Raw genomic sequence first — 15,537 nt, 5'->3', positions numbered from 1 at the left:
CCCACGCACCGTTCCCACCGGCCCGCGCACCTTCATCGCCGCCCCGCGCACCGTTTCCACCAGCCCGCGCACCGCCCCCACCGCCCCACGTCCCGTCCCCGCCAACCCGCGCGCCCTCGCCGTCCCACGCACTGTCCCCGCCGACCCGCGCGCCCTCGTCACCGCCCCGCGTCCCGCACCTACCGTCTCGCGCAACCCCGTCGCCGTGTCGCGCACCGCTTCCACCGCCCCGCGCCCGGCCCCCGCCACCCCGCGCACCATCCCCGCCACCCGCTGCCGTCGCCCCATGCCGCCACCACCGCCCGTTCCGCTCGTCGTCGCCTCCGCCGCGCGTGTCTCCGGGACCGCGCCGGTGCCGGTGCGGAGCCGGTGCGGTGCCGGGAGCACGCGCGGCAACCGCACCCCGTCTACCCCCGCTGCTGGTTCCGTCTACCTTCGCTGCTGGTCCCGTCTACCCCCGCTGCTGCCCGTACCCCCGCAACCGTTCGCCCGCCTCCGTGAGCTGTTCCGGTGTCAGGAGGGACGGGGTGAGGCCCGGGACGCCGGAGGCGGTGAGCCAGACGCGGCACATCCACTCGAGCTGGGCGGTGCGGTCGTACGCCTGGTCGAGGGTGTCGCCGTAGGTGATCGTGCCGTGGTTGCGCAGGAGGCATCCGGAGCGGCCGGTGAGCGCGCGCAGCATGTTCTCGGCCAACTCCTCCGTGCCGTATGCCGCATACGGGGCAACTCGGACGGGGCCGCCCAGTGCGGCGGACATGTAGTGGATCGGCGGGAGTTCGGTCACGAGGGTGGAGAGCGCCGTCGCGTGCACGGCGTGCGTGTGCACGACGGCGCGTGCGCCGGTGGTGCGGTAGATCGCGAGGTGCATGGGCAGTTCGCTGGTCGGTGCCAGTGAGCCGCGCACCTGGCGGCCGGCCAGGTCGACGCCGACGAGATCGCCCGGCGTCAGCCGCTCGTAGGGCACGCCCGAGGGCGTGACCAGCACGGTGTCCCCGACGCGCACCGAGACGTTGCCCGAAGTGCCGACGACCAGACCGTCGGACACGGTACGGCGGGCCGCCGCCACCAGGCCCTCCCAGGCCCGTGCGGACTCCTCCGGTTCCCCCGGCGCGTCCCGCCGCCGCGCCCGCCCCGGCGCCTCCCGCCCGGCCCCGCCGCCGCCCGCGTCCCCCGCGCCTCCGGTGTTCCGCCGCCGCTCAGTCATGGCGCGATCCTCGCAGCCGGACGCCCCGAGGTCATCGGCATCCCGAGCCGCGACCGGCGCACTTTAGGGCGGAACCCTTTCGTCCGAAAGGGCGCATGTCTGCATACGTCACCCTCTTCATGGATTGGCCGGTGATGACCTGGCATTCAGGGATCTTCCAGTAACCTCTGGGAGGTTTTTCGCGCACGCCGCCATTCCGGGGGGAATCATGGCTCGTGAACACCGATCGCACCGCCACCGCTTATGCGCCGTCGCGGCCGCCGTGACGGCGCTGACCGTCACCGGCACCGTGCTCGCCGACGCACCGGCCACGGCGGCCGGCAAGCCGCGGGGACACGACGTCTCCTCGCACCAGAAACACGTCAACTGGTCGAAGGCGCGGGCGAGGGGCGCCAGGTTCGTCTACATCAAGGCGACCGAGTCGACCACCTACCGCAATCCCTACTTCACGCAGCAGTACAACGGCTCGCGCGCCGCGGGCCTGCTCCGCGGCGCGTACCACTTCGCCGTCCCGAACAAGTCGTCCGGCACCGCGCAGGCCGCGTTCTTCGTGCGCCACGGGGGCGGCTGGCGCGCGGACGGCCGGACGCTGCCGCCCGCGCTGGACATCGAGCACAACCCGTACAGCAGGAAGAAGAAGTGCTACGGCCTCAGCAAGGCGCGGATGGTCCACTGGATCGCGGCCTTCAGCAACGAGGTGAAGCGCCGGACCGGCCGCCGCCCGGTGATCTACACGACCACGCTCTGGTGGAACAAGTGCACCGGCGGCAGCCGCGCCTTCGCGGCGAACCATCCGCTCTGGCTCGCCCGCTACGACGCTGGGAGCGCGGGGGCGCTGCCGGCCGGCTGGTCGTTCTGGACCTTCTGGCAGTACGACAACCGGGGCCGGCTGCCGGGTGACCAGAATCTCTTCAACGGCTCCATGAACCAGCTGCGGAAACTCGCGAGCGGATAGCGAAACCGCGAAGGCCATAAGCGGGGGCCATACGCGAGGCCGTACGCGAGGCCATGAGCGGAGACGCAGATTCCACCTTTGTTCGGTCCGGCGGGCCGTCACTCCCTCGTAAGTGGAGTGGCGGCCCGCCGATTGGGTCACCCCACCGCCCGCCTCAGTTCATCTTCCGTTCACCCTGGTTGCCTACGTTCAGCCTGCCACTGACGTCCAACAGAAGCCTGGGTAAATGGAACACATCACGCTTCTCCTCGGGATCGTGATCGTCACCGCTCTCGTGTTCGATTTCACGAACGGTTTCCACGACACCGCCAACGCGATGGCCACCACCATCTCGACCGGCGCACTCAAGCCCAAGGTCGCGGTGGCCATGTCCGCCGTCCTCAACCTTGTCGGCGCGTTCCTGTCCGTCGAAGTCGCCAACACGATCTCCAAAGGTCTCGTCGACGAATCCGGCATCCAGCCAGAGGTGATCTTCGCGGCGCTCGTCGGCGCGATCCTCTGGAACCTGCTGACCTGGCTCGTCGGACTCCCCTCCAGCTCCTCCCACGCCCTGATGGGCGGTCTGATCGGCGCCACCATCGCCTCGGCCGGCACGGCCGCAGTGCACGGCGGCGTACTGGTCACCAAGGTGCTGATCCCGGCCGTCGCGGCCCCCGTGGTCGCGGGCGTCGCGGCACTGATCGCCACCCGCATGTCGTACGCGCTCGGCGCCAAGGCCGGCGGCAGGTCCACCGAGAAGGGCTACCGCGCCGGCCAGATCGCCTCCGCGGGCCTGGTCTCGCTGGCCCACGGCACCAACGACGCCCAGAAGACGATGGGCATCATCACCCTGGCCCTGGTCGCAGGCGGCGCCGTCGCCCCCGACTCCGACCCGCCGGTCTGGGTCATCCTCTCGGCCGGCTGCGCCATCGCGCTCGGCACCTACCTGGGCGGCTGGCGCATCATCCGCACGATGGGCAAGGGCCTGACCGACCTCCAGCCGCAGCAGGGCTTCGCCGCCCAGACCAGCGCGGCCACGGTCATCCTCGCCTCCTCCCACATCGGCTTCTCGCTCTCCACCACGCACTCCGTCTCGGGCTCCGTGATGGGCGCGGGCCTCGGCCGCAAGGGCGGCGTGGTCCGCTGGTCCACCGCCACCCGGATGTGCGTCGCCTGGGTCCTGACCCTGCCGGCCGCCGCTGTCGTCGGCGCCCTCGCCGAGTGGGTGACCGGCTTCGGCGACTGGGGCACCGCCCTCGTCGCCGTCTTCCTGATCGCCTCCTGCACCGCGATCTGGCTGGTCTCCCGCCGCGGCGAGGTCGTCGACCACACCAACGTCAACGAGCCGGACGCCGATGCCGAGCCCGCCGGTGTGGTGACCGCGGCCATCGCCGCCGTCACCCCGCCCCCGGCCGGCCCCGTGACCGGGACACTCACGGCAACCGTCCCGGCGACCACCGACACCCCGGCGGCCCCGAAGGCCCCCGAGGCCGTGGCCTGACCTCCAAGGACCAAGGAAGCAGCATGAACATCGACTGGGCAGCCCTCGGCTCCGTCTTCGGAGTCAGCCTCGTGGTGACCGTGGTCCTCGTCGGCCTCTTCACCCTGGGCATACTCGGCCTCTCCAAGCGCGAGTCCGCTACCGCGCAGGGCGGATCCGCGGCCCTCGCGGCCACCGGCGCCTGCGTCTGCTTCGCCGCGTGCGCGGCGGCGGTGGCGTACGGGATCTATCTGATCGTCGCCTGACGGCAGGGACCGGAGGCGACGACAAGGGGGACTTCCGAGGCGGGGTGCGGGACCGGAGCGGGTCCCGCACCCCGCCTCCGTGTGGGCCTCGGCACACTGTCCCCGCGCAGGTCAACAGCAAGTTGACGGGTGTTCTCAGCGCGTGGTGAACTGCCAAGGCCAAGTACGGCGGCAGGAGAGGAAGCCCGGTGCGAATCCGGCGCGGTCCCGCCACTGTCACCGGGGAGAACCTCCCCGGGAGCCAGGAACTCTCACCGCCGGTCTCGTCGAACCAGGGCGTGGACACCCTGAGTGAGGACATATCGCCATGCGCGGCTGCCCGGTGCCGTTCCCGTTCCGTGCGTTCAGTGCGTTCCGTACCAGGTGTTCCGGCCGTACGAGGGTGACGGTGCCAGGTCCCGGCTCCGCCGGCGCGGGCATCGGCTGAACCGATGGGTGCCGATCGCGTCTTCGCGTACGGCGCCGCCGCCGGCCTCCTCGGTGACCTGCTCCTCGGCGATCCCCGCCGCGGGCATCCCGTCGCCGTGTTCGGCCGGGCCGCCGGTGCCGTCGAGCGCGTGCTGTGGCGGGACGACCGGGGCCGCGGCGCGCTGCACACCGCCGTCTGCGTGGGCTCGGCCGTCGGGCTCGCCGCGCTGGCCGACCGCTCCGTACGCCGCTCCCGCGCCGCCTCCGTCGCACTGACCGCCGCCGCCACCTGGGCCGTCGTCGGCGGCACCAGCCTGGCCCGGGAGGCCCGCGCCATCGGCGGCGCGCTCGCCGCCGGGGACATCGACGTCGCACGCGAACGGCTGCCGCACCTGTGCGGGCGCGATCCGCAGGCGCTGGACGCCGACGGGATCGCGCGGGCGGTGGTCGAGTCCGTCGCCGAGAACACCTCCGACGCCGTGGTCGGCGCCCTCATGTGGGGGGCCGCCGCCGGGGTCCCGGGGCTGGTCGGCTTCCGCGCCGTCAACACTCTCGACGCCATGGTCGGGCACAAGTCCCCCCGTTACCGCCGCTACGGCTGGGCCTCCGCGCGCCTCGACGACGTCGCGGGCTGGCCCGGCGCGCGGCTGACCGCCGTGCTCGCCACCGTCGCGGGCGGCGACCCGCGGGGCGCCCTGCGCGCCTGGCGGGCCGACGCGAGGAAGCACCCGAGCCCCAACGCCGGACCCGTCGAGGCCTCCTTCGCGGGCGCGCTCGGGGTCCGGCTCGGCGGGACGCTGTCGTACGGCGGCCGGGTCGAGCACCGGCCGGTGCTCAACGAAGACGGCCGGTCCGTGGAGATTGGCGACGTCGAACGGGCCGTACGGCTGTCGCGGCGGGTGGGCTGGCTGGCCCTCGGCGTCTGCGCAACAGGACGGCTGCTGGGGCGACGCCTGCACGCATCACGGCTACGAGGAGGCAGATGATGAGCGGCGGCGGACTACTGGTCGCGGGCACCACCTCCGACGCGGGCAAGAGCGTCGTCACCGCCGGGATCTGCCGGTGGCTGGTACGGCAGGGCGTCAAGGTCGCGCCGTTCAAGGCGCAGAACATGTCCCTCAACTCCTTCGTCACCCGCGAGGGCGCCGAGATCGGACGGGCGCAGGCCATGCAGGCCCAGGCGTGCCGGATCGAGCCGACCGCGCTGATGAACCCCGTACTGCTCAAGCCCGGCGGCGACCGCAGCAGCCAGGTCGTGCTGATGGGCAAGCCGGTCGGCGAGATGAGCGCGCGCGGCTACCACGGCGGCCGGCAGCAGGCGCTGCTCGGCACCGTCCTGGACTGCCTGGCCGAGTTGCGGGGCACGTATGACGCGGTGATCTGCGAGGGGGCCGGCAGTCCCGCCGAAATCAATCTGCGCCGCACCGACATCGTGAACATGGGCATCGCCCGCAACGCGCGGCTGCCCGTGCTCGTCGTCGGCGACATCGACCGCGGCGGCGTCTTCGCCTCCTTCTTCGGCACCGTCGCGCTGCTGAGCCGCGAGGACCAGGAACTCGTCGCCGGTTTCCTGGTGAACAAGTTCCGCGGCGACGTCTCCCTGCTGGAGCCGGGCCTCGACATGCTGAAGGACCTCACCGGCCGCCCCTCCTACGGCGTGCTGCCGTTCCGGCACGGGCTCGGTATCGACGAGGAGGACGGACTCCGTGTCTCGCTGCGCGGCGCCGTCCGCGAGTCCGCGGTCTCCTCCCCCGTCGGCGAGGACATCCTCCGCGTCGCCGTCTGCGCCGTCCCGCTGATGTCCAACTTCACCGACGTCGACGCGCTGGCCGCCGAGCCCGGCGTCGTCGTGCGGTTCGTGGACCGCCCCGAGGAACTGGCCGACGCCGATCTCGTCGTCGTACCCGGCACCCGCGGCACGGTGAAGGCCCTGCGGTGGCTGCGCGAGCGCGGGCTCGCGGACGCGATCGCGCGGCGGGCCGCCGAGGGACGGCCCGTGCTCGGCGTCTGCGGCGGCTTCCAGATCCTCGGCGAGCACATCGAGGACGAGATCGAGTCCCGCGCGGGCGCCGTCGACGCCCTCGGCCTGCTGCCCGTACGCGTGCGGTTCGCGCGCGAGAAGACCCTGACCAGGCCGGCGGGCGAAGCCCTCGGCGAGCGCGTCGAGGGCTACGAGATCCACCACGGCGTCGCGGACGTGCGCGGCGGCGAACCCTTCTTGGACGGCTGCCGGGTCGGCGCCGTCTGGGGTACGCACTGGCACGGCTCGCTGGAGTCCGACGGATTCCGGCGCGCCTTCCTGCGCGAGGTGGCGGCCGCCGCGGGACGCCGCTTCACACCGGCCGCCGGTACATCCTTCGCCGCGCTGCGCGAGGAGCAGCTCGACCTGCTCGGCGATCTGATCGAGGAACACGCGGACACGGACGCGCTGTGGCGGCTCATCGAGTCGGGCGCGCCCCAAGGACTGCCCTTCATCCCCCCGGGAGCACCCGCATGAGCACAGTGTTGTTGTTGTCGACCGCCGACACGGATCTGCTGGCGGCGCGCGCCTCCGGCGCCTCCTACCGGATCGGCAACCCGACCCGGGTGGACGTGGCGGAGGAGCTGCCGGGTCTTGTCGAGGGCGCGGACCTCGCCGTCGTACGCCTCCTCGGCGGCAAGCGCGCCTGGGAGGACGGGCTCGCCGCGCTGAAGGCGTCCGGTGTGCCGACCGTGCTGCTCGGCGGCGAGTCCGTGCCCGACGCCGAGCTGATGGCCGAGTCGTCGGTGCCGGCCGGTGTGGTGGCGGAAGCGCTGCGCTACCTGGTCGAGGGCGGCCCGGACAACCTCACCGAGCTGGCCCGCTTCCTCTCCGACACCGTGCTGCTCACCGGCGAGGGCTTCGACGAGCCCCGGAAGATGCCGGAGTACGGCGTCCACGGCGACCGCCCGCTCACCGAGGGCCGCCCGACCGTCGGCGTGCTCTTCTACCGCGCCCACGAACTGTCCGGCAACACCGCCTTCGTGGACACCCTGTGCGACGCGATCGAGGCACGGGGCGCCAACGCCCTTCCCGTGTACTGCGGTTCGCTGCGCGGCGCCGACGACGGGCTGTACGAGATCCTCGGCCGGGCCGACACGCTGGTCGCCACCGTGCTCGCGGCGGGCGGCACGCACGCCTCGCAGGCGTCGGCCGGCGGCGCGGACGAGACCTGGGACATCGGCGCCCTCGCCGACCTCGACGTACCGGTGTTGCAGGGCCTCTGCCTCACCTCCTCGCGCGCCGCCTGGGAGGCGTCGGACGCCGCCCTCTCCCCCATGGACGCGGCGATGCAGGTCGCCATCCCGGAGTTCGACGGCCGGCTCATCACGGTCCCCTTCTCCTTCAAGGAGCAGGGCCCCGACGACGTACCCGTGTACGTCGCCGACCCCGAGCGGGCCGCCCGCGTCGCCGGGATCGCCGTGCGCCACGCCCGCCTCAAGCACAAGCCGAACGCGGAGAAAAAGCTCGCGCTCGTCTTCACCGCCTACCCCACCAAGCACTCCCGCGTCGGCAACGCGGTCGGCCTGGACACCCCCGCCTCCGCGGTACGGGTCCTGGACGCGCTCCGGGACGCCGGGTACGTGGTCGAGGGCCACCCCGACAACGGTGACGAGCTGATCCACCGGCTGATCAACGCCGGTGGCCACGACGTCGAGTGGCTGACGGAGGAGCAGCTGGCCGCCGCCCCCGCGCGGGTACCGCTCGCCGACTACCGGGCCTGGTTCGACAAGCTCGACCCCGAGCTGCGCGACGCGATGACGGAGGCGTGGGGCGAGCCGCCGGGCAGCCTCTACGTCGACGGCGACGACATCGTGCTCGCCTCCCTCCAGTTCGGGAACGTCGTCGTGATGATCCAGCCGCCGCGCGGCTTCGGCGAGAACCCGATCGCGATCTACCACGACCCGGACATGCCGCCGTCGCACCACTACATGGCCGCGTACAGGTGGCTGGAGAACTCGTTCGGCGCGGACGCGGTCGTACACATGGGCAAGCACGGCACGATGGAGTGGCTGCCGGGCAAGGGCCTGGGCCTGTCCGGCGGCTGCGCCCCCGACGCCGTCCTCGGCGAACTGCCCCTCATCTACCCGTTCATCGTCAACGACCCCGGCGAGGGCACCCAGGCCAAGCGCCGCGGCCACGCCACGGTCGTGGACCACCTGGTCCCGCCGATGGCCCGCGCCGACACCTACGGCGACCTCGCCAAGCTGGAACAGCTCCTGGACGAGTACGCGCTCGTCTCCGACCTGGACCCGACGAAAGCGCCGGCCGTACGCGCCCAGATCTGGACCCTCGTCAAGGCGGCGGAACTCCACCACGACCTGCACGTGGACGAGCAGCCGGACGACGGCGACTTCGACGAGTTCGTCATGCACATCGACGGCTACCTGTGCGAGATCAAGGACGTGCAGATCCGCGACGGGCTGCACATCCTGGGCGGCGGCCCCGAGGCCGAGCCGCGCGTCAACCTCGTCCTGGCCGTGCTGCGCGCCTCCCAGGTGTGGGGCGGCAAGGCGAACGCGCTGCCGGGCCTGCGGGCCTCGCTCGCCGAGCACTTCGGCCTGGTCGAGAAGGAGCTGCTGGCCGAGCCGGGCGCGCCGACGAAGGTACCGGCGGAACTGAGCGACCTGGTCGAGGGACCGTCCCGGACGGCCGCCGACACGATCGACCTGCTGGAGCAGCTGTGCCGGCGGCTCGCGGAGGGCATGGAGGAGCGCGGCTGGGACGCGACGGCGGCTTTCGGCCTGGTCCGTGACATCCTGGGCACCGAACTCGCGCCCGCCGTCGCGGTGTTGGAGTTCGCCTGCCGCGAGGTCGTACCGCGCCTGGCCCGGACGACGGACGAGATCGACCACATCCTGCGGGCGCTGCGCGGCGGTTACGTCCCCGCGGGCCCCTCCGGCTCGCCGACCCGCGGCCTGGTCAACGTCCTCCCGACCGGCCGCAACTTCTACTCCGTCGACCCCAAGGCGATCCCTTCCCGGCTGAGCTGGGAGGTCGGCCAGTCACTCGCCGACTCGCTCGTCCAGCGCTACCTGACCGACGCCGGCGAGTACCCCAAGTCCGTCGGCCTGACGGTCTGGGGCACCTCCGCGATGCGCACCCAGGGCGACGACATCGCGGAGATCCTGGCGCTGCTCGGCTGCCGTCCGGCGTGGGACGACGCGTCGCGCCGGGTGACCGGCTTCGAGATCGTGCCCCTGGCGGAGCTGGGCCGGCCGCGCATCGACGTCACGGTTCGCATCTCCGGCTTCTTCCGGGACGCGTTCCCGCACGTGGTGGGTCTGATCGACGACGCGGTGCGCGCGGTGGCGGAACTGGACGAGCCCGCCGAGTCGAACTACGTGCGGGCCCACGCCGACGAGGACACCGCCGAGCACGGCGACCGGCGCCGCGCGACGGCCCGCGTGTTCGGCTCGAAGCCGGGCGCGTACGGCGCCGGTCTGCTGCCGTTGATCGACGCCCGTAACTGGCGCTCCGACGCCGACCTCGCCGAGGTGTACGCGGTGTGGGGCGGCTACGCGTACGGGCGCGGCCTGGACGGGCGGGCGGCACGCGGCGACATGGAGACGGCGTTCCGGCGGATCGCGGTGGCGGCGAAGAACGTCGACACGCGCGAGCACGACCTCGTCGACGCCGACGACTACTTCCAGTACCACGGCGGCATGGTGGCCATGGTGCGGCACCTGACGGGCGAGAGCCCGGAGGCGTATGTGGGTGACTCGGCCGTGCCCGACCAGGTGAAGACACGGACGCTGGGCGAGGAGACGCACCGGGTGTTCCGCGCCCGCGTGGTCAACCCGCGCTGGATGGCCGCCATGCGGCGCCACGGCTACAAGGGCGCCTTCGAGATGGCGGCGACCGTCGACTACCTCTTCGGCTACGACGCCACCGCCGGGGTCGTGGACGACTGGATGTACGAGAAGCTGTCGGCGGAGTACGTCTTCGACGCCGAGAACCAGGACTTCATGCGGAAGTCCAACCCCTGGGCCCTGCGCGGCATCACGGAACGCCTGCTGGAGGCGGCGGACCGCGGGCTGTGGGCGGAGCCGGACCAGGAGACCCTGGACCGGCTCCGGGCGACCTACCTCGAGCTTGAGGGAGATCTGGAGGGGGACGCGTGAACATCCCGAAGACCCCCGCGTCGGCGGGGAGCAGGCTGTCATCCGCCGTCACGGATACAACGGCGCCGGACCATCCCCGCGGCGGCGGGGACCAGATCTTCACCCTGATCGGCCGTCGGCCCGACCGCGAGCCGCTTCGCCTGGAGTCACCCGAAGGAGTGATCGCCGCGTGAGCACGCCCTTTCCCTTCACCGCTGTCGTCGGGCAGGACGACCTGCGCCTGGCCCTGCTCCTCAACGCCGTGAGCCCCGCCGTCGGCGGCGTCCTCGTCCGCGGCGAGAAGGGCACCGCCAAGAGCACCGCCGTGCGGGCGCTGTCCGCGCTCATGCCGACGGTGGACGTCGTCTCCGGATGCCGTTTCTCCTGCGACCCCGACTCCCCCGACCCCGCCTGCCCGGACGGGCCGCACGCGCCGGGGGCGTTCGAGTCGCGGCCCGCCCGGATGGTCGAGCTGCCCGTGGGCGCCTCCGAGGACCGGCTCGTCGGCGCGCTCGACATCGAGCGGGCGCTCGCGGAGGGGGTCAAGGCGTTCGAGCCGGGCCTGCTCGCCGACGCGCACCGCGGCATCCTCTACGTGGACGAGGTCAACCTCCTCCACGACCATTTGGTCGACCTGCTCCTCGACGCCGCCGCGATGGGCGCCTCGTACGTCGAGCGCGAGGGCGTCTCCGTACGGCATGCCGCGCGGTTCCTGCTCGTCGGGACCATGAACCCCGAAGAGGGCGAGCTGCGGCCGCAGTTGCTGGACCGGTTCGGGCTGACCGTCGAGGTGGCCGCCTCGCGCGAGCCCGACCAGCGGGTGGAGGTCGTACGGCGGCGGCTCGCCTACGACGACGACCCGGACGGCTTCGCGGCGCGCTGGGCCGGCGAGGAGACCGCCGTACGGGCGCGGATCGTCGCGGCGCGGGAGCTGCTGCCTTCGGTGCGCCTCGGTGACGCCGCGCTGCGGCAGATCGCCGCGACCTGCGCCGCGTTCGAGGTGGACGGCATGCGCGCCGACATCGTGATGGCACGCACGGCGACGGCACTGGCCGCGTGGGCCGGACGTACGGACGTGCTCGCCGAGGACGTGCGGCAGGCGGCGCTGCTCGCGCTGCCGCACCGGCGGCGGCGCAATCCGTTCGACGCGCCGGGCCTCGACGAGGACAAGCTCGACGAGACGCTGGAGGAGTTCGGCGGCGGGGACGATGAGGACCCCGATCCGGACGGGCCCGGCGGTGGCGGGCAGCCGCCGCAGGACGGGCCCCAGGACGGGCCCGACAGTGGTGAGTCGGCCGATGACGGCGGTGACGCCCGTGACGGGACCGCGCGGCCGGAGGCCGGTGAGGGCGGGCAGCCCGCGCCTTCCGGTGCCGGTGAGCAGCAGCCCGTACGGGCCGCCGAGCCGTTCCGTACCAAGGTGCTGAGCGTGCCCGGGATCGGTGAGGGTGCCGCCGGGCGGCGTTCGCGGGCGCGGACCGAGCACGGGCGGACGACGGGGTCGCGCCGGCCGCGGGGTGCGCTGACCAAGCTGCATCTGGCGGCGACCGTGCAGGCGGCGGCGCCGCACCAGCGGGCGCGTGGCCGGTCGGGTCCGGGGCTCGTCGTACGCCGGGACGATCTGCGGCAGGCGACCCGCGAGGGCCGCGAGGGCAACCTCGTCCTGTTCGTGGTCGACGCCTCCGGCTCGATGGCCGCCCGGCAGCGGATGAGCGCCGTGAAGGGCGCCGTGCTGTCGCTGCTGCTCGACGCGTACCAGCGGCGGGACAAGGTGGGGCTCGTGACCTTCCGGGGTACGGGCGCGGAGGTCGCGCTGCCGCCGACCTCGTCGGTCGACGCGGCGGCGGCCCGGCTGGAGTCGCTGCCGACCGGCGGGCGTACCCCGCTGGCCGCCGGGCTGCTCAAGGCGCACGACGTACTGCGGGTGGAGCGGCTGCGGGACGCGGCGCGGCGGCCGCTGGTGGTCGTGGTGACGGACGGGCGGGCGACAGACAGAGGTGCGGCGCGAAGCGCCTCCGGCCGGGGTGGTGGCCGGGCGACGGGTGGGACGGAGCCCGTGGCGCTCGCAGGCCGTGCGGCTCGGCTGTTCGCCGCCGACGGGCTCGCGTCCGTGGTCGTGGACTGCGAGTCGGGGCCCGTACGGCTCGGGCTCGCGGGGCAGCTCGCGGGTGAGCTGGGAGGTACGGCCGTGACGCTGGACGAGCTGCGGGCGGACTCGATCGCCGGGCTGGTCAGGGACGTGCAGGGCAGCCAGGGCAGCAACAGGAGGGCCGCGTAATGCCGCAGGGACAGCCGAGTGTCGTACCGGACGACGGGCTGACGACGCGTCAGCGGCGCAACCGGCCGCTCGTCGTCGTGCACACGGGCATCGGCAAGGGCAAGTCGACGGCCGCGTTCGGGCTCGCGCTGCGGGCCTGGAACCAGGGCTGGCCGATCGGGGTGTTCCAGTTCGTCAAGTCGGCGAAGTGGAAGGTCGGTGAGGAGAACGCGCTGCGCGTGCTCGGCGCCTCCGGCGAGGGCGGCTCCGTCGACTGGCACAAGATGGGCGAGGGCTGGTCGTGGGTCCAGCGCGACGCGCAGATGGACAACGAGGAGAAGGCCCGGGAGGGCTGGGAGCAGGTCAAGCGCGACCTGGCGGCCGAGACGTACAAGCTGTATGTGCTGGACGAGTTCGCGTATCCGATGCACTGGGGGTGGGTCGACACGGCGGAGGTCGTCGACGTGCTGCGCCGGCGGCCCGGGACCCAGCATGTGGTGATCACCGGGCGCAACGCGCCCGCCGAGCTGGTGGACTTCGCCGATCTCGTGACCGACATGTCCAAAATCAAGCACCCGATGGACGCGGGGCAGAAGGGCCAGAGGGGCATCGAGTGGTGACGCGTCCAGTCCGTCCAGTCCGTCCAGTCCGTCCAGCGGTGACGGTCCAGTGGTGATCTCCGTCCCGCGGCTGGTCGTCGCCGCGCCCTCCTCGGGCAGCGGCAAGACCACCGTCGCCACGGGGCTGATGGCCGCGCTCGCCTCGCGGGGGCTCGCCGTGTCCCCGCACAAGGTGGGCCCCGACTACATCGACCCCGGCTATCACGCGCTCGCCACCGGGCGCGTGGGGCGGAACCTCGACGCGTACCTGTGCGGTCCCGAGCTGATCGCGCCGCTGTTCGGGCACGGTGCGCGCGGCTGCGACATCGCGGTCGTCGAGGGTGTGATGGGGCTGTACGACGGGGCGGCCGGGGAGGGTGAGCTGGCGTCGACCGCGCACGTGGCGAAGTTGCTGCGGGCGCCGGTCGTGCTGGTCGTGGACGCGTCCTCGCAGTCGCGGTCGGTGGCCGCGCTGGTGCACGGGTTCGCCTCCTGGGATCCGGAGGTGCGGATCGGCGGGGTGATCCTCAACAAGGTCGGGTCCGACCGGCACGAGGAGCTGCTGCGGGAGGCGATGGACTCCGCTGGGGTGCCGGTGCTCGGGGTGCTGCGGCGGGCGTCGCGGGTGGAGACGCCGTCGCGGCATCTGGGGCTGGTGCCGGTCGCGGAGCGGAGCGCTGCGGCGGTGGAGGCTGTCGCGGCGATGTCCTTGCAGGTGGCGGACGGGTGTGATCTTGACGCGCTTGTCTCGCTGGCACGTAGTGCGCCCTCCCTGCCGGGGGATGCGTGGGACGCAGGGGTGGTTGCTTCGCCCCCTCCGCCCCTTCCCTCTCCCGTGGCTTCGGGGGCTGCCGCCCTCAGGCCCCCGCTTCGGCCTGGACGGCCTCGTCCTCAAGCTTCCCCGGAGGGGGTACCCCCAGACGGGCTGAAAGTGGTCGCTCTTGCCGGTGGGGCCGCCTTCAGCTTTTCCTACGCCGAGCACGCCGAGCTGCTTGCCGCCGCCGGGGCCGAAGTGGTCGTCTTCGATCCGCTCCGGGACGAGGAGCTGCCCGAGGGGACGGGTGGGCTGGTCATCGGGGGTGGGTTTCCCGAGGTGTATGCCGCTGAACTGTCCGCCAACGAGTCGTTGCGGAAGGCCGTCGCCGAGCTGGCGTTGTCGGGGGCGCCGGTGGCCGCCGAGTGTGCGGGGCTGCTGTATCTGTGCCGGGAACTGGACGGGCGGCCGATGTGCGGTGTGCTGGACGCGACGGCGCGGATGCACGAGCGGCTGACGCTCGGCTACCGGGACGCCGTCGCCGTCGGCGACAGCGTGCTCGCCGCGGCGGGGACGCGGATGCGCGGGCACGAGTTCCACCGGACGGTGGTCGAGCCGGGGGCCGGGTCCGAGCCCGCCTGGGGGGTGCGCCGCCCTGAGCGGCGTGTCGAGGGTTTTGTGCAGCGAGGCGTGCACGCGAGTTATCTGCATACGCACTGGGCGTCGTCGCCCGGTGTCGCCCGTCGGTTCGTGGAGAGGTGCCTGACGTCATGAGCAGCAAGCTGATCGGAGTCGGGGTCGGCCCCGGTGACCCGGAGCTGGTGACCGTCAAGGGCGTCAACGCGCTGCGGGCGGCCGAGGTCGTGGTCGTGCCCGTCCTGGACACCGGTGAGCGGGGCCGCGCGGAGGCGACGGTCCTGCACTACGTACCGCAGGAAAAGGTGGTGCGGGTCGTGTTCGCGCTCAACGAGCGGACCGACCGGGCGCGGCGCGAGGCCGCGTGGGACGCCGCGGGCGGACGGGTCGCCGGGCTGCTGAAGCAGCACGCCGTCGTCGCGTTCGCGACCATCGGCGATCCCAACGTGTACTCGACGTTCACCTATCTCGCGCAGACCGTCGCGGAGCTGGTGCCGGGGACCGTGGTCGAGACGGTGCCGGGCATCACGGCCATGCAGGATCTCGCCGCCCGCTCCGGTGCCGTCCTCACCGAGGGGACGGAGCCGCTGACGCTGGTGCCCGTGACCGCCGGTGCGGCCGTGCTCAAGGACGCGCTGCACGGGCCCGGCACGGTGGTGGCGTACAAGTTCGGGCGGCAGGCGCAGGAGGTCGCGGCGGCGCTGCGGGAGACCGGGCGGGTCGGCGACGCGGTGTGGGGGTCGGCGCTCGGGCTGCCCGAGGAGTCGATCCGTCCGGCCGCCGAGCTGGACGGCGCGCCGCTGCCGTACCTGTCCACGCTGATCGCGCCCGCGCGGCGCGACGGCGGCCGGGGCGGGAAGCTGTGAGGTTCCGGGC

General features: G+C 73.0%; 12 protein-coding genes and 1 riboswitch. Of the genes, 11 read left to right on the top strand and 1 reads right to left on the bottom strand.

Features of this window, described 5'->3' with window-relative positions:
• Nucleotides 1-451 precede the first annotated feature (451 nt).
• Nucleotides 452-1,204, bottom strand: a complete 753-nt coding sequence (locus tag ACFV6E_RS16490) for a class II aldolase/adducin family protein (protein ID WP_385170399.1) — start codon at nucleotides 1,202-1,204, stop codon at nucleotides 452-454.
• Nucleotides 1,205-1,412: 208 nt separating this feature from the next.
• Here ACFV6E_RS16490 and ACFV6E_RS16485 point away from each other — a divergent pair, with 208 nt between their 5' ends.
• The 11 genes from ACFV6E_RS16485 (at nucleotide 1,413) to cobI (ending at nucleotide 15,527) form a co-directional block, all read left to right on the top strand.
• Nucleotides 1,413-2,159 (top strand): lysozyme, encoded by a 747-nt coding sequence (locus tag ACFV6E_RS16485; RefSeq protein ID WP_385170396.1) that lies wholly within the window; start codon nucleotides 1,413-1,415, stop codon nucleotides 2,157-2,159.
• A gap of 226 nt (nucleotides 2,160-2,385) precedes the next feature.
• Entirely contained in the window at nucleotides 2,386-3,639 is a 1,254-nt protein-coding gene (locus ACFV6E_RS16480) for an anion permease (RefSeq protein ID WP_385170393.1), read from the top strand.
• Between the two features lie 23 nt (nucleotides 3,640-3,662).
• Complete coding sequence (locus ACFV6E_RS16475; RefSeq protein ID WP_385170391.1) at nucleotides 3,663-3,884, top strand: hypothetical protein; 222 nt, start codon at nucleotides 3,663-3,665, stop codon at nucleotides 3,882-3,884.
• A 128-nt stretch (nucleotides 3,885-4,012) separates the two neighbouring features.
• A riboswitch (cobalamin riboswitch) is annotated at nucleotides 4,013-4,156 on the top strand.
• A gap of 159 nt (nucleotides 4,157-4,315) precedes the next feature.
• Nucleotides 4,316-5,278 carry a cobalamin biosynthesis protein gene (locus ACFV6E_RS16470; RefSeq protein WP_385462209.1) on the top strand — a complete coding sequence of 321 codons (963 nt, stop codon included), beginning with the start codon at nucleotides 4,316-4,318 and terminating at the stop codon, nucleotides 5,276-5,278.
• Nucleotides 5,278-6,789, top strand: a complete 1,512-nt coding sequence (locus ACFV6E_RS16465) for a cobyric acid synthase (protein WP_385462206.1) — start codon at nucleotides 5,278-5,280, stop codon at nucleotides 6,787-6,789. Before ACFV6E_RS16470 ends, ACFV6E_RS16465 begins: the two co-directional genes overlap by 1 nt.
• Nucleotides 6,786-10,436 carry a cobaltochelatase subunit CobN gene (gene cobN / locus ACFV6E_RS16460; protein ID WP_385462203.1) on the top strand — a complete coding sequence of 1,217 codons (3,651 nt, stop codon included), beginning with the start codon at nucleotides 6,786-6,788 and terminating at the stop codon, nucleotides 10,434-10,436. The genes ACFV6E_RS16465 and cobN overlap by 4 nt, the downstream gene beginning before the upstream one ends.
• Nucleotides 10,433-10,609: a hypothetical protein gene (locus ACFV6E_RS16455; RefSeq protein ID WP_385170382.1), complete on the top strand. Its 177-nt coding sequence runs from the start codon at nucleotides 10,433-10,435 to the stop codon at nucleotides 10,607-10,609. The genes cobN and ACFV6E_RS16455 overlap by 4 nt, the downstream gene beginning before the upstream one ends.
• Entirely contained in the window at nucleotides 10,606-12,693 is a 2,088-nt protein-coding gene (locus tag ACFV6E_RS16450) for a putative cobaltochelatase (RefSeq protein ID WP_385170379.1), read from the top strand. The genes ACFV6E_RS16455 and ACFV6E_RS16450 overlap by 4 nt, the downstream gene beginning before the upstream one ends.
• Entirely contained in the window at nucleotides 12,693-13,292 is a 600-nt protein-coding gene (gene cobO / locus ACFV6E_RS16445) for a cob(I)yrinic acid a,c-diamide adenosyltransferase (protein ID WP_385170376.1), read from the top strand. The genes ACFV6E_RS16450 and cobO overlap by 1 nt, the downstream gene beginning before the upstream one ends.
• A 49-nt stretch (nucleotides 13,293-13,341) precedes the next feature.
• On the top strand, nucleotides 13,342-14,799 hold the full coding sequence (locus ACFV6E_RS16440; protein WP_385462200.1) for a cobyrinate a,c-diamide synthase: 1,458 nt from the start codon (nucleotides 13,342-13,344) through the stop codon (nucleotides 14,797-14,799).
• Nucleotides 14,796-15,527, top strand: a complete 732-nt coding sequence (gene cobI, locus ACFV6E_RS16435) for a precorrin-2 C(20)-methyltransferase (protein WP_385462197.1) — start codon at nucleotides 14,796-14,798, stop codon at nucleotides 15,525-15,527. The genes ACFV6E_RS16440 and cobI overlap by 4 nt, the downstream gene beginning before the upstream one ends.
• Nucleotides 15,528-15,537 lie beyond the last annotated feature (10 nt).

Source organism: Streptomyces sp. NPDC059785, from assembly GCF_042732375.1.
Classification (GTDB): domain Bacteria; phylum Actinomycetota; class Actinomycetes; order Streptomycetales; family Streptomycetaceae; genus Streptomyces.
Note: the sequence above shows the minus strand (reverse complement) of the source record. Positions and strands in the feature narration are given on the sequence as shown.

Bases quoted from the DNA above. Each gene is read 5' to 3' on its own strand.
- cobI (WP_385462197.1), top strand. From the start codon at position 14,796: ATGAGCAGCAAGCTGATCGGAGTCGGGGTCGGCCCCGGTGACCCGGAG.
- cobN (WP_385462203.1), top strand. From the start codon at position 6,786: ATGAGCACAGTGTTGTTGTTGTCGACCGCCGACACGGATCTGCTGGCG.
- ACFV6E_RS16470 (WP_385462209.1), top strand. From the start codon at position 4,316: ATGGGTGCCGATCGCGTCTTCGCGTACGGCGCCGCCGCCGGCCTCCTC.
- ACFV6E_RS16475 (WP_385170391.1), top strand. From the start codon at position 3,663: ATGAACATCGACTGGGCAGCCCTCGGCTCCGTCTTCGGAGTCAGCCTC.
- ACFV6E_RS16480 (WP_385170393.1), top strand. From the start codon at position 2,386: ATGGAACACATCACGCTTCTCCTCGGGATCGTGATCGTCACCGCTCTC.
- ACFV6E_RS16485 (WP_385170396.1), top strand. From the start codon at position 1,413: ATGGCTCGTGAACACCGATCGCACCGCCACCGCTTATGCGCCGTCGCG.
- ACFV6E_RS16465 (WP_385462206.1), top strand. From the start codon at position 5,278: ATGAGCGGCGGCGGACTACTGGTCGCGGGCACCACCTCCGACGCGGGC.
- cobO (WP_385170376.1), top strand. From the start codon at position 12,693: ATGCCGCAGGGACAGCCGAGTGTCGTACCGGACGACGGGCTGACGACG.
- ACFV6E_RS16490 (WP_385170399.1), bottom strand. From the start codon at position 1,204: ATGACTGAGCGGCGGCGGAACACCGGAGGCGCGGGGGACGCGGGCGGC.